General features: G+C 73.3%; 11 protein-coding genes. 10 read left to right on the forward strand and 1 reads right to left on the reverse strand.

The features are described from left to right. Positions 1-99 precede the first annotated feature (99 nt). Both lptF and lptG read left to right on the forward strand, forming a co-directional pair. The gene (gene lptF / locus EIM48_RS07610) at positions 100-1,182 is read left to right on the forward strand and encodes an LPS export ABC transporter permease LptF (protein ID WP_028915686.1); all 1,083 of its coding nucleotides are present in this window, start codon (positions 100-102) and stop codon (positions 1,180-1,182) included. Further along, the gene (gene lptG, locus EIM48_RS07615) at positions 1,179-2,279 is read left to right on the forward strand and encodes an LPS export ABC transporter permease LptG (RefSeq protein WP_019399546.1); all 1,101 of its coding nucleotides are present in this window, start codon (positions 1,179-1,181) and stop codon (positions 2,277-2,279) included. The genes lptF and lptG overlap by 4 nt, the downstream gene beginning before the upstream one ends. A 3-nt stretch (positions 2,280-2,282) precedes the next feature. Here the strand turns inward: lptG and EIM48_RS07620 are convergent, their stop codons facing one another. Beyond that, the gene (locus tag EIM48_RS07620) at positions 2,283-2,783 is read right to left on the reverse strand and encodes an RDD family protein (RefSeq protein WP_125111416.1); all 501 of its coding nucleotides are present in this window, start codon (positions 2,781-2,783) and stop codon (positions 2,283-2,285) included. A 130-nt stretch (positions 2,784-2,913) separates the two neighbouring features. Between EIM48_RS07620 and xerD the strand changes: the two genes are divergently transcribed. From xerD to EIM48_RS15420, 8 genes are all read left to right on the forward strand, one after another. Next, a complete protein-coding gene (xerD, locus tag EIM48_RS07625) occupies positions 2,914-3,849 on the forward strand; it encodes a site-specific tyrosine recombinase XerD (RefSeq protein WP_199728405.1) in 936 nt (311 codons plus the stop codon). Between the two features lie 225 nt (positions 3,850-4,074). Continuing rightward, the gene (locus EIM48_RS07630) at positions 4,075-4,875 is read left to right on the forward strand and encodes a thioredoxin fold domain-containing protein (RefSeq protein WP_019399543.1); all 801 of its coding nucleotides are present in this window, start codon (positions 4,075-4,077) and stop codon (positions 4,873-4,875) included. Between the two features lie 100 nt (positions 4,876-4,975). Continuing rightward, positions 4,976-8,869 (forward strand): phosphoribosylformylglycinamidine synthase, encoded by a 3,894-nt coding sequence (gene purL / locus EIM48_RS07635; RefSeq protein WP_125111418.1) that lies wholly within the window; start codon positions 4,976-4,978, stop codon positions 8,867-8,869. Between the two features lie 114 nt (positions 8,870-8,983). Further along, positions 8,984-9,832 carry a glycosyltransferase gene (locus tag EIM48_RS07640; RefSeq protein WP_125111419.1) on the forward strand — a complete coding sequence of 283 codons (849 nt, stop codon included), beginning with the start codon at positions 8,984-8,986 and terminating at the stop codon, positions 9,830-9,832. After that, complete coding sequence (locus EIM48_RS07645) at positions 9,829-10,674, forward strand: glycosyltransferase family 2 protein (protein WP_125111420.1); 846 nt, start codon at positions 9,829-9,831, stop codon at positions 10,672-10,674. Before EIM48_RS07640 ends, EIM48_RS07645 begins: the two co-directional genes overlap by 4 nt. Before the next feature lie 17 nt (positions 10,675-10,691). Further along, positions 10,692-11,882 carry a nicotinate phosphoribosyltransferase gene (gene pncB / locus EIM48_RS07650; protein ID WP_026010716.1) on the forward strand — a complete coding sequence of 397 codons (1,191 nt, stop codon included), beginning with the start codon at positions 10,692-10,694 and terminating at the stop codon, positions 11,880-11,882. 194 nt (positions 11,883-12,076) lie between these two features. Further along, positions 12,077-12,535 carry a cellulose biosynthesis protein BcsD gene (bcsD, locus tag EIM48_RS07655; protein ID WP_019399538.1) on the forward strand — a complete coding sequence of 153 codons (459 nt, stop codon included), beginning with the start codon at positions 12,077-12,079 and terminating at the stop codon, positions 12,533-12,535. Between the two features lie 11 nt (positions 12,536-12,546). Continuing rightward, positions 12,547-12,948: a hypothetical protein gene (locus EIM48_RS15420; protein ID WP_199728400.1), complete on the forward strand. Its 402-nt coding sequence runs from the start codon at positions 12,547-12,549 to the stop codon at positions 12,946-12,948. The last annotated feature ends 34 nt before the right edge of the window (positions 12,949-12,982 follow it).

Here is a 12,982-nt window from a genome sequence, read left to right on the forward strand (position 1 = left end):
TACGTACAATCGCGGATCGCCCCTCGATCATGGGCCGGGAGATCCCGGCCGGCGGGGTCCGCGAAGCGAACCCGGGATTTTATAGGACTGGCCCCGCCGATGCCGAAGCTCGACCGATACCTGCTGCGCGACTTCGTCCAGAGCTTCCTGGCGACCCTGATCGTGCTGCTCACGGTGAGCCTGGGCGGGGTGCTGGTGGACGTGCTGGGCGAGATCGCCGACGGCGGCCTGCCGGCGCGCCTGCTGCTGTCCCAGCTGGGCCTGCAGCTGCTGGTGTACCTGCCGCTGGTGCTGCCGCTGGCGCTGATGCTGGGCCTGATGCTGGCCGTGGCCCGGCTGTACCGCGATTCGGAGATGGCCGTGCTCAACGCCGTGGGCGTCGGCCCGCGGCGCCTGCTGCGGCCGCTACTGATGGCGGTGCTGCCGGTGGTGCTGCTGGTCGGGCTGTGCTCGCTGTGGCTGGGGCCCTGGGCCCAGCGCACCGCGGCGAAGATGGTCGAGCAGGCCAACCGCAGCCTGATCGTGGCCGGGCTGGAGCCGGGCCGCTTCACCTCCCTGCCCGGCGGCGGGATCGTGTACATCGACGGCATGAGCGAGGATGGCCGCACCTTGCAGGGCGTGTTCCTGCAGCGCGAGCGCGAGGATCGGATCGACGTGGTCACCGCCAGCGGTGGAAGCCTGGAGTTCGGCGGCGATCGCGACCGTTTCCTGCGGCTTGTCGACGGACACCGGGTGGAAGGTCCGCTCGGCGGCGGCCTGGACTTCCGCCTGATGCGCTATGCGGTCAACGAGGTGGCGCTGCCCGACCGGGCCGAGGACCGCGGCGAGGACGACCCCGCCATCGCCTCCACCCTGGACCTGTTCGGCGACGGCCGCCCGGCCGCGATTGCCGAGCTGCATGGCCGCCTGGCCCCGCCGCTGCTGGCCCTGGGTTTTGCCCTGCTGACCGTGCCGCTGGCGCGCAGCTCGCCGCGGCAGCAGCGCTACGGCCGGCTGATGCTGGGCTTCCTGGCCTACCTGGTGGGGCTCAACCTGATGTTCATCGGCGTGCGCATGCTGGCCGAGGGCCGCCTGCCGGCACCGGCGGGCCTGTGGTGGCTGACCCTGCCGCTGCTGGCCTTCGCCCTGTGGCTGTACCTGCGCGACGGGCGCCTGCCGCGTCCGCGGAGGGTGGCGGCATGAGGTCCCTGGTGCGCCTGCACGACCTGTACATCGGCCGGGTGGTCCTGGCCTCGGTGCTGCTGACCTGGGCGGTGCTGGTTGGCCTGGACGTGGTCCTGGCCCTGTCCGGCCAGCTCGGCGACCTCGGCAAGGGCAGCTACGACTTCCCCACCGCGCTGGCGGTGGTGGCCTATTCGGTGCCGCGCCGGGCCTACACGATCTTCCCGTACGCGGCGGTGATCGGCTCGCTGCTGGGCCTCGGCCAGCTGGCCGGCACCTCGGAGCTGACCGCGCTGCGCGCGCTGGGCCTGTCGCGGCGCCGGCTGTCGATCTCGGTGGCCGCGGCCCTGGTGCTGCTGACCGCGCTGATGGTGCTGACCGGCGAGACCCTGGCCCCCTGGGGCCAGCGCCAGGCCGACCAGCTCAAGCTGGCGGCCAAGACCAACAACGTGGCCATGGCCCGTTACTCCGGCCTGTGGGCCCGCGAGGGCGACACCTTCCTCAACGCGGTCGACGGCCAGGAGCGGGTGGAGGGCGGCCAGCGCGTGCTGGAGCTGCGCGACGTGCGCCTGTACCAGGTGGGCGGGGACGGCCGCCTGCTGGCGCTGACCCGCGCCGGCATGGCCGTGCACGACGCCGGCGGCTGGAAGCTGCGCCAGGTGCGGCGGGTGGCGTTCGGCGAGGCCAGCGCGGTGCAGACCACCGCCGAGGAGCAGCGCTGGAATTCGGAGCTGGATCCCAACGCCCTGGCCGCCGGCGTGACCCGTCCGCGCAACCTCTCGGCCGCCGACCTGCAGGCCAGCATCGAGTACCGCCGGCGCAACGGCCTGGACGCACGCGACTACGAGGACACCTACTGGAGCCGCTGGTTCTACCCGTTGAACGTGCTGGCCCTGTGCCTGGCCGCGGTGCCGTTCGCGTTCGGCAGCCTGCGCAGCGGCGGCATGGGCAAGCGCCTGTTCCTGGGCATCGTGTTCTCGCTGGGCTTCATGCTGCTGCAGATGCAGTTCGGGCGGCTGGCCGGGGCGTTCCGCTTCGACTACCGCATCGCCTACGCCCTGCCGCCGATGCTGATGCTGGCCACCTCGTGGTGGCTGTTCCGGCGCAAGTCCGGCTGAGGCCTACTTCTTGCGCTTCGGCAGCCGCTCCAGGCCGGTACCGCTGGCGCGGTCGTGCCAGGCCAGGCGGCCGCGGTCGAACCAGGCCCACCAGAAGCCCAGCCCGCCGGCCAGCAGCGACAGCGTGCCCACCGCGTAGCGCAACCACAGCGCCCGCCATGACGGCGGCGCGCCGTCGGCCGTGCGCAGCCGCAGCCGCCACGGGCGCATGCCCAGGGTCTGGCCGCCGCGGCGCCAGCTGACGGTGGCGTACAGGCCGGTGACCGCCCAGCACGCGGACCACAGCAGCCAGGACATCAGGCTGAAGGGCTCGATGTTGTGGCGGGTGTCGCCGCCGTGCAGGGCCACGTCCAGCAGCACGAACGGGATCGCGGCCAGCATCCACAGTGCCACCACCGGCAGCAGGTCGTAGCACAGGGACAGCAGGCGGCGGAGGACCAGCGCCGATGGGCGCGCGGCGGAAGCCGCTTCGGCGGCTGGGGAGGGCTGGGCGGGGACGTGCATGCGGCAAAGGATAGCGGCGCGGCGACGTATCCTGTTGCGCGATGAAGCGCCGTTGCCCCGCCTGCCACGCCGCCGGAGCCGCCCGGTGAGCGACCGTCCCCGCACTGCGGCCGAGCGCCGGGGGCAGGCCATGGCCCTGCCGCCGCTGCGCGAGGACGATGCCCGCGCGATCGCGCGCTTCCTGGACGCTGCCTGGGCCGAGCGCGGCCTGGCCCGGGCCAGCCTGGAGGCCTACCGCCGCGACCTGGAGCTGCTGGCGCGCTGGCGCGACGGCGCCGGCGGCGGGCTGGTGGGCGCCGACCGCGAGGCGTTGTTCGCCTACCTGGCCTGGCGCGCGGACCAGGGCTACGGCCCGCGCAGCAATGCCCGCCTGCGCGCCTGCCTGCGCGCGTTTTACGCCCACCTGGTCCTGGCGGGGATCCGCCGGGACGACCCGGCCGCGCTGATCGACCCGCCCCGCCTGCCGCGGCTGCTGCCCAAGGCCATGTCCGAGTCCCAGGTCGCGGCCCTGCTCGCGGCGCCGGACGTGTCCACGCCCGAGGGGCTGCGCGACCGCGCCATGCTCGAGCTGATGTACGCCGCCGGCCTGCGCGTGAGCGAGCTGGTCAACCTGCCGGCCAATGCGGTCAACCTGCGCCAGGGCGTGGTCCGGGTGCGCGGCAAGGGCTCGAAGGAGCGGCTGGTGCCGCTGGGCGAGGAATCGCAGGACTGGCTCGAGCGCTACCTGCGCGAGGCCCGCCCGGTGCTGGCCGGCGGCCGTCCGGTGGCGCCCGACGCCAGCGGCGAGGTGCCGCTGTTCCTCGGTGCCGGCCGCAGCGCGCCGACCCGCCAGGACTTCTGGCGCGCGATCAAGCGCCATGCCGCCGCCGCCGGGATCGATCCACGCTCGGTGACCCCGCACGGCCTGCGCCACAGCTTCGCCACCCACCTGCTCAACCACGGCGCCGACCTGCGCGCGCTGCAGCTGCTGCTGGGCCACTCCAGCCTGTCGACCACCCAGATCTACACCCTGGTCGCGCGCCAGCACCTCCAACGCCTCCACGCAAAACACCATCCGAGGGGGTGAGCCCCTTTTGCGGCATGCCGCAAAAGGGGCGAACGCCCGGCCATGGATGGCCGGGCCGGGGCCTAAGCCGACGTGCGCCAGGGATGGCAGGCTCCCTGGGCCCCTGCCGGCGGGGGGGGGCAGGCGCCGCGATACCGCGGAGGAAGCGCCGGCCAGGCCCCGGTGCGGATCTGCTCATCGGCGCTGTGCCAGAATCCCCGGCCTCAGTCCCGACAGGTTTTCCGAATGTTCCGACCGCTTGCCGTCGCGCTGCTGTGCGCGATCAGCCTTGGCGCCTGTGCCCAGCCGGCTCCGTCCACGCCCGACAAGGCCGCAGGGGGCGCCAAACCGGGCGCTGCCGGCAAGGGCGGTCCCGAGCAGGCGGTGCGCGCCGCGCTGGCGGAGGTGGTCCCGGGCGCGGAGCCGGATTACCTCGGCGCGGCGCCGTTCCCCGGCTTCCGCGAGGTCCTGCTCGAGGGCCAGGTGCTGTACGTCTCCGACGACGGCCGCTACCTGCTGCAGTCGCAGCCGATCGACCTGAAGGCGCGCGCGCCGGCCGCCAGCCCGGGCCTCAACGCCTACCGCCGCAAGGTCCTGGCCGGGGTGCCGAAGGAGGAGCGCATCGTGTTCGCGCCGGCCAACCCGGCGTACACGGTGACCGTGTTCACCGACGTCGAATGCGGCTACTGCCGGCGCATGCACGAGCAGATCGCCGAGTACAACCGCCAGGGCATCGCGGTGGAGTACCTGGCCTTCCCGCGCATGGGCATGGCCAGCCAGGACTTCCGCGACATGGTCTCGGTGTGGTGCGCGCCCGACCGGCGCCGCGCCCTGACCGAGGCCAAGGCCGGCGGCCGGGTGCAGGCGCGCAGCTGCACCAGCCCGGTGGCGATGCACTACACGATCGGCCAGCGGGTCGGGGTCAACGGCACCCCGGCGGTGTTCGCGCCCGATGGCACCCAGCTGGGCGGCTACATGGCCCCGGCGGCGCTGCGCGAGGCGCTGGACCGCCTGGCCGGCAAGGGCGAGGGCGCCGGCGGGCGCTGAACCGCCGCTTCCGGCACGGCCGCCACCGCGGCCGCCCGCGGCGAAGCCGGCGGCCGGGTCCGGTACAATGGCCGGCCTTTCCCAGCGACATCTCCCGGACATGATCGTCCTCGAGGGCGCGCCCGCCCTTTCGCCGTTCCGCCGGCAACGGCTCCAAACCCGCCTGCAGTCCCTCGTCCCCGGCCTGCGCATCGAAGGCGCCTGGCACGTCTACTTCGTCCAGCCGGGCGATGCCGCACCGGATCCGGACGCGCTCAACCGCATCCTCCAGGCCGGCCCGGAGCCGGCGCCGCGGGCCGAAGGCGCGCTGTCGCGCTACGTGGTGCCGCGCCTGGGCACGCGCTCGCCGTGGTCGAGCAAGGCCACCGAACTGCTGCAGGGCGCCGGCCAGCCGGTCGCCCGGGTCGAGCGCGGCATGCGCCTGGACCTGGCGGGCTGGCCGGACGACGCCGCCACCCAGGCCGCGCTCGGCAAGCTGCTGCACGACCCGATGACCCAGTCGCTGCTGGAGTCGCGCGAGGCGGCCTCGGCGCTGTTCGCCGCCCCGGCGCGGCGCCCGCTGGAGCGCATCCCGCTGGACGGGCTGGAAGCGGCCAACCGCCGCCTGGGCCTGGCCCTGGCCGAGGACGAGATCGAGTACCTGCGCGCGCGCTACGCCGAGCTGGGCCGCGATCCCTCGGACGTTGAGCTGATGATGTTCGCGCAGGCCAACTCCGAGCACTGCCGGCACAAGATCTTCAACGCCAGCTGGACCATCGACGGCAAGGAGCAGGAGCGTTCCCTGTTCCGGATGATCCGCAACACCCACCAGAAGGCGCCGCAGCACACGCTCAGCGCGTACAGCGACAACGCCGCGGTGATCGAGGGGCACGTGGCCTCGCGCTACCGCCCGGACCCGGCGACCGGCGAGTACCGCAGCGAGCCGCCGGTGCCCTCGGCGTTCCAGATCAAGGTCGAGACCCACAACCATCCCACCGCGATCTCGCCGTTCGCGGGCGCCTCCACCGGCGCCGGCGGCGAGATCCGCGACGAGGGCGCCACCGGCCGCGGCGGCAAGCCCAAGGCCGGCCTGACCGGCTTCACCGTGTCCCACCTGCGCATCCCCACGCTGCCGCAGCCGTGGGAGGGCGAGCGCGCGCTCAACCCGCGCATGGCCCCGGCGCTGGAGATCATGCTCGACGGCCCGCTGGGTGGCGCCGCGTTCAACAACGAGTTCGGCCGGCCGAACCTGCTGGGCTACTTCCGCAGCTTCGAGCTGCCGGAAGGCGAGGGCCCGGACGGCAGCAAGCTGGTCCGCGCCTACGACAAGCCGATCATGCTGGCCGGCGGCCTGGGCGCGATCGACCGCGTGCAGGTGGAGAAGATCCCGCTCAAGCCCGGCGACGCGGTGATCGTGCTCGGCGGCCCGGCGATGCTGATCGGCCTGGGCGGTGGCGCCGCCAGTTCGGTGGCCTCCGGCGAGAGCGCCGAGGACCTGGACTTCGCCAGCGTGCAGCGCGACAACCCGGAGATGGAGCGCCGCTGCCAGGAGGTCATCGACCGCTGCGTGGCGATGGGCGAGCGCAACCCGATCCACTTCTTCCACGACGTCGGCGCCGGCGGCCTGTCCAACGCCATCCCCGAGCTGCTGCACGACTCCGGCGTGGGCGGCGTGATCGACCTGGCCAAGGTGCCGACCGACGACCCGTCGCTGTCGCCGCTGGAGCTGTGGTGCAACGAGTCGCAGGAGCGCTACGTGCTGGGCATCCCGGCCGAACGCCTGGACGAGTTCGCCGAGATCTGCGCGCGCGAGCGCTGCCCGTTCGCCGCCGTGGGCGTGGCCACCGCCGAGCAGCGGCTGGTCGTGGCCTACGGCGCGACCCCGGGCAACATCCCGGCCGACCCGGCGATCGACCTGCCCATGGACGTGCTGTTCGGCAAGCCGCCGAAGATGCACCGCGACACCGTGCACCCGGCGCCCGCGCCGTGGCCGGCGCTGAGCACCGCCGCGCTGGACCTGCGCCAGGCCGGCCTGCGCGTGCTCGCGCACCCGACCGTGGCCGCCAAGAGCTTCCTGGTCACCATCGGCGACCGCAGCGTCGGCGGCCTGACCGCGCGCGACCAGATGATCGGCCCCTGGCAGCTGCCGCTGGCCGACTGCGCCATCACCCTGGCCGACTACGACGGCGTGGCCGGCGAGGCCATGGCGATCGGCGAGCGCACCCCGCTGGCCCTGCTGGATTCGGCCGCGGCCGCGCGCATGGCGGTGGGCGAGGCGATCACCAACCTGTGTGCGGCGCCGGTCGAGGCGCTGGAGCAGGTCAAGCTGTCGGCCAACTGGATGGCGGCCGCCGGCCACCCGGGCGAGGATGCGCTGCTGTACGACGCCGTGCACGCGGTCGGCATGGAGCTGTGCCCGGAGCTGGAGGTCAGCATCCCGGTGGGCAAGGACTCGCTGTCGATGCAGGCGCAGTGGCAGGCCGACGGCCAGCCGCAGAAGTCGGTGTCGCCGGTGTCGCTGGTGGTCTCGGCGTTCGCGCCGGTGGCCGACGTGCGCCGGCAGCTGACCCCGCTGCTGGCCGCCGAGCCGGAAAGCGACCTGTGGCTGATCGGACTGGGTGGCGGGCGCCAGCGCCTGGGCGGCTCGGTGCTGGCCCAGGTGCACGCCGAAGGCCAGCTGCCGGCGTTCGGCGGCGAGGCCCCGGACCTGGACGACCCCGAGCGCCTGCGCAACTTCTTCGCCCTCATCCGCGACGCGCGCGAGGCCGGGCTGCTGCTGGCCTACCACGACCGCAGCGACGGCGGCGCCTTCGCCGCGCTGTGCGAGATGGCCTTCGCCTCGCGCCGCGGCCTGGACATCGTGCTCGACGGCTGGGGCGATGATCCGTTCCGCACCCTGTTCAACGAGGAGCTGGGCGCGATCGTGCAGGTCGCCGACGAGGACCGCGCCGCGTTCGCCGACCTGGTCGAGCGCCATGCCCTGACCGAGTGCGCCCAGCGCATCGCCCGTCCGACCGGCACTCCGCGCGTCCGCGTGCGCCATTCCGGCGCGCTGCTGGCGCAGTGGGAGTGGGACGAGCTGTTCGATGCCTGGTGGTCGGTCACCCACGCCATGCAGAAGCTGCGCGACAACCCCGACAGCGCCGACGAGGAGCGCGCGGTGGCGCGCGATTTCTCCGCCCCGGGACTGAAGCCGCAGCTGAGCTTCGACCCGGCCGAGGACGTGGCCGCGCCGTTCATCAACACCGGCGCGCGGCCGCGGGTGGCGATCCTGCGCGAGCAGGGCGTCAACAGCCACATCGAGATGGCGCGCGCGTTCGACCGCGCCGGGTTCATCCCGGTCGACGTGCACATGAGCGATCTGGTCGCCGGCCGCGCCACCCTGGACGGGTTCAAGGGCCTGGCGGCGTGCGGCGGCTTCAGCTACGGCGACGTGCTTGGCGCCGGCCGCGGCTGGGCCACCTCGATCCTGGAGCGCCCGGAGCTGCGTGCCGCGTTCGCCGCGTTCTTCGCCCGGCAGGACACCTTCTCGCTGGGCGTGTGCAACGGCTGCCAGATGATGAGCCAGCTCAAGGACATCATCCCCGGTGCCCGCCACTGGCCGAAGTTCCTGCGCAACCGCAGCGAGCAGTTCGAGGCCCGCACCTCGCTGCTGGAGGTGGTGGAGTCGCCCTCGGTGCTGCTGCGCGGGATGGCCGGTTCGCGTATCCCGGTGGCGGTGGCGCACGGCGAGGGCCGCGCCGAGTTCGACTCGGCGGTGGACCAGGCGGCCGCGCGCGTGGCCCTGCGCTACGTGGACGGCGACGGCAACATCGCCACCACCTATCCGCTCAACCCCAACGGCTCGCCGGACGGCATCACCGGCCTGACCAGCGAGGACGGCCGCGCCACCATCCTGATGCCGCATCCGGAGCGGGTGGCGCGCACGGTCAACCTCAGCTGGCATCCGGGCGACTGGGGCGCCGACTCGCCGTGGATGCGGATGTTCCGCAACGCGCGCGTGTGGGTCGGCTGAGCCCCCCGGACATGGAGTGAACGACGGCGCCCCGGCGGGCGCCGTCGCGTATCCGGGCCGGGCGCGCGGCCCTGCTAAAGTTGCGCCGTTTCCAGAAGGAGTCCCGGTCCCGCCGTGAGCGACCTGCCCATCGTGCTGCTGCCGCTTGCCGCCGACGAGGACGCGCTGGATGCCTGCCTGGCCGCGCTCGACGCCGCCACGCCCGCCGGCACCCCGGTGTGGCTGGCCGACGACGCCCAGGCCGGCCCGCGCGGCGTGGCCCTGGTGGAGCGCTGGCTGCAGCGCACCCGGCTGCGCGCCGAGTACACCCGCCGCCCGCAGCCGGTCGGACCGGTCGCGCACCTGCAGCAGATGCTGGCCGCCTGCGGCGACGCCGACGTGGTGGTGCTCTCGGCCGACGCGCGGCCGCTGCCGGGCTGGCTGGCGCAGCTGGCCGCCTGCCTGGCGCGTGACGCCTCCATCGCCACCGCCACCCCGTGGTGCAATGCCGGCGAGGTCGCCAGCTGGCCACGCCTGGGCGAGGTCGCGCCGGCGCCGGCCGATCCGGCGCTGACCGCGCAGGCCTGCGCGGCGATGGCGCCGCGCCACCCGGAGCTGCCGACCGCGGTCGACCACGCCGTGGCCCTGCGCGGTTCGGCGCGCGCCCGCGCCGGCGGCCTGGACACGGCCAGTTTCGGCTCCTGGTATGGGGCCCTGGCCGACCTGTCGCTGCGCCTGGCCGGGCTGGGCTGGCGTAACGTGCTGTGCGAGACCGCGTTCGTCGCCCGCGGCGGCGAGGGCGGGGCGGCCCAGGGCGACCTCGACCTGCTGGCCGCGCGCTGGCCGGCCTGGCAGGCACGGCTGGCGGACTTCCTGATGCGCGACCCGTTGCGTGCCGCGCGCGCCGAGCTGCAGGACCTGCACGGGCGCCTGCGCGACAGCCGCCAGGACGACCTGTTCGACGTTGCCGGGGCCAGCGCATGAGCGCGCCGGCGGACATCGCCGCGGTGGTGGTCAGCTACCGCAGCGCCTCGACCCTGGACGCCTGCCTGCACCGGCTGCGCATCGCCGACGGGGTCGCCCAGATCCGGGTGGTGGACAACGGTTCGGACGACGGCACCCTGGAGATCGCGCGCCAGCACGCGGTGGCCGACCCGCGGGTGCGCTTCATCGCCAACCCCGACAATCCCGGCTTCGCGGTGGCCTGCAACCAGGGCGCGGCGGACACCGATGCGCCGTGGCTGGCCTTCGTCAATCCCGACCTGCAGGTGGAGCGCGACTCGCTGGTGCGCCTGCGCGCGCACGCGCTCGCCCATGGCGGGCCCTGCCTGCTGGGCGCGGACCTGTACGGCGAGGACGGCGTGCACGACGGCGCCGCGCGCCGCCGCGATCCGGACTTCGCGGCGATGCTGCGCAACCCGGCGGCCGCGGCGAAGTTGGACGTGGCGGCCGATCCGGAGCGGGTGCTGCAGCCGGTGGACGCGGTGTCCGGCGCGCTGATGCTGGTGCCGCGGGAGCTGTTCGGGCGCATCGGCGGGTTCGACGAAGGCTACCGCCTGCATGCCGAGGACCTGGACCTGTGCCGCCGCGCGCGCCGGGCCGGGGCACTGGTGGCGGTGGCCAACGACGTGGCCGTGCTGCACGTGCGCGGCGTGTCCAGCCGCTCGCGCCCGCTGTTCGTGGAGTGGCACAAGCACCGCGGGCTTTGGCGCTACTTCTCCCGTTTCGAGGCCCCGCGTCGCGGCCTCGCCGTCCGTGCCGCGGTATTCGCGGCGATCTGGGTCCACTTCGCGGCGAAGCTGCCGGGGATGTGGCCACGCCGATGACGCCCCTGGAGGCGCCCATGCCGATCATCCCCTCGCTGCTGGACACCGACCTGTACAAGCTGACGATGATGCAGGCGGTGCTGCACCAGCATCCCGGCGCCCAGGTCGAGTACCTGTTCCGCTGCCGCAGCGAAGGCGTGGACCTGGTCCCGTACCTGGACGCGATCTCCGACCAGATCGACGCCCTGTGCGCGCTGCGCGCCACCCCGGAGGAGCTGGACTACCTGCGCGGGCTACGCTTCATCAAGCCGGACTTCGTCGACTTCCTCGGCTTGTTCCACTTCGACCGCAAGTACGTGCAGTTGCGCGCCAACCCGGACGAGAACGGCGGCATCGAGCTGCGCGTGCGCGGGCCGTGGCTGCACACCATCCTGTTCGAGGTGCCGCTGCTGGCGATCGTCAGCGAGCTGTACATGACCGGCACCTACGGCCCGCCGGACCGTGAGGAAGGCCTGCGCCGGATCCGCGCCAAGACCGCGCGCCTGCGCGAGGCGGTGGGCTTCGAGGACTGCGTGATCACCGACTTCGGCACCCGCCGGCGCTATTCGCACGCCTGGCACGGCGAGGTGCTGCCGCACCTGCGCGCCGAGTTCGGCAGCCACTTCGTCGGTACCTCCAACGTGTACTTCGCGCGCAAGTACGGCCTGGTGCCGCAGGGCACGATGGCCCACGAGTGGCTGCAGGCGTTCCAGGCCCTGGGCCCGCGCCTGCGCGATTCGCAGGTGGCCGCGTTCGATACCTGGGCGCGCGAGTACCGCGGCGACCTGGGCGTGGCCCTGACCGACGTGATCGGGCTGGATGCCTTCCTGCGCGACTTCGACCTGTACTTCTGCAAGCTGTTCGACGGCATGCGCCACGACTCCGGCGACCCGTTCGAATGGGGCGAGCGGATCATCGCCCACCTGCAGGCCCACCGGATCGACCCTCGCACCAAGACCCTGGTGTTCAGCGACGGCCTGGACATCGAGCGGGTGATGGCGCTGTACGACCACTTCCGCGGCCGCTGCCGCATGTCCTTCGGGGTCGGCACCAACCTCACCAACGACCTCGGCCCCAGGCCGCTGCAGATCGTGATGAAGATGGTCCGCTGCAACGACCAGCCGGTGGCCAAGCTCAGCGACAGCCCGGGCAAGACCATGGTCGACGACCCGGGCTACCTGGCCTACCTGCGTCAGGTATTCTCGGTGGCCGAGCCCCCAGAACGCTGATCCGGCGAGGGGTGTGACGCAATACGTCAGAAAGTGACGTAGTGCGTCAGTTGGCTAACTGAATACTGTGGCGCTGGTTTTTGCGACATAATTCGCATATTTTTTGTGCGCCGGTACTCGGTGCCGGTCTTGCGAAAGCTCGGGTCCGTATCCCCCTTCCCCCATTGCCCTGGCCTCGACCGGGGAGTTGCCGCATGAGCCCTGCCGACCTGCTGGACCACTACCGCTCCCGTTGCTGTTCGCCGCAATGGCAGGGCTTCGTGCGCGCGCTGTGCGAGGAACTGGAACAGGGGCTGGACGAGAGCGACCGCGCGCGCCTGATGGCGCGACTCGGCGGGCGCTTCGCCGCAGCCCATCCGCTGCCCGAGGCGGCGACCCTGCAGGCGCTGCAGGACGCGGCCAACGCGGTGTGGGCGGCGCTGGACTGGGGCCGGGTGGAATTCGAGGAGCAGCCTGACTGCGTGCTGGTCCGGCACGGCGCCTCGCCGCTGGCGGCCGCGGGCGGAACCGGGCGGCCGTGGCTTGCCGCCTACCTGGAAGGCGTCTACCGCGCCTGGTTCCACGCCGCCGGAGGCGCGCCGGTGCTGGACGTGGTGTGTACCCAGGCCGATGCCGGCCATGTCGACAGCTACGTGCTGTGCCGCGTGACCTGAGGGCCTCCCCGATGCGCGACCCGAACTCCCCGAGCAGCGGCGACGACGACGTCGCCGGACTGCTCAACCGCCTCGGCGCAGACGGCGGGGTGGACTACCGCGATTTCGGCACCCGGCGCCTGCGGACGCCGAAGCCCGCGCCTGCGCCCGCGGCAAGGCCGGCACCTGCACCTGCACCTGCACCTGCAACGGCAACGGCAACGGCAATGGCAACGGCAACGGCAACGGCAACGACTCCCGCGATCGCGATCGGGGCCGGCGAAGACGCGTCCGCCGTCCCGGCAGCCCCGGCTGCCGCCCGCGCGCTGCCGCCGGCGCCGCGCACGCCGTTGCAGCAATTGTTCGACCGCCTGGCAGGGGCCAGCGCGGAGACCGGCAACGAGAGCCCGCTGCGGCGGCTGCGTGGCCACTGATCCAGCCAGGCGGGCGCCTGCCGGGTTCGGCGGG

This window comes from Pseudoxanthomonas sp. SGNA-20, assembly GCF_003931635.1.
GTDB lineage: Bacteria > Pseudomonadota > Gammaproteobacteria > Xanthomonadales > Xanthomonadaceae > Pseudoxanthomonas.

Coding starts and splice junctions, on each gene's coding strand:
- lptF (WP_028915686.1), top strand. CDS start 100: ATGCCGAAGCTCGACCGATACCTGCTGCGCGACTTCGTCCAGAGCTTC.
- lptG (WP_019399546.1), top strand. CDS start 1,179: ATGAGGTCCCTGGTGCGCCTGCACGACCTGTACATCGGCCGGGTGGTC.
- EIM48_RS07620 (WP_125111416.1), bottom strand. CDS start 2,783: ATGCACGTCCCCGCCCAGCCCTCCCCAGCCGCCGAAGCGGCTTCCGCC.
- xerD (WP_199728405.1), top strand. CDS start 2,914: ATGGCCCTGCCGCCGCTGCGCGAGGACGATGCCCGCGCGATCGCGCGC.
- EIM48_RS07630 (WP_019399543.1), top strand. CDS start 4,075: ATGTTCCGACCGCTTGCCGTCGCGCTGCTGTGCGCGATCAGCCTTGGC.
- purL (WP_125111418.1), top strand. CDS start 4,976: ATGATCGTCCTCGAGGGCGCGCCCGCCCTTTCGCCGTTCCGCCGGCAA.
- EIM48_RS07645 (WP_125111420.1), top strand. CDS start 9,829: ATGAGCGCGCCGGCGGACATCGCCGCGGTGGTGGTCAGCTACCGCAGC.
- pncB (WP_026010716.1), top strand. CDS start 10,692: ATGCCGATCATCCCCTCGCTGCTGGACACCGACCTGTACAAGCTGACG.
- bcsD (WP_019399538.1), top strand. CDS start 12,077: ATGAGCCCTGCCGACCTGCTGGACCACTACCGCTCCCGTTGCTGTTCG.
- EIM48_RS15420 (WP_199728400.1), top strand. CDS start 12,547: ATGCGCGACCCGAACTCCCCGAGCAGCGGCGACGACGACGTCGCCGGA.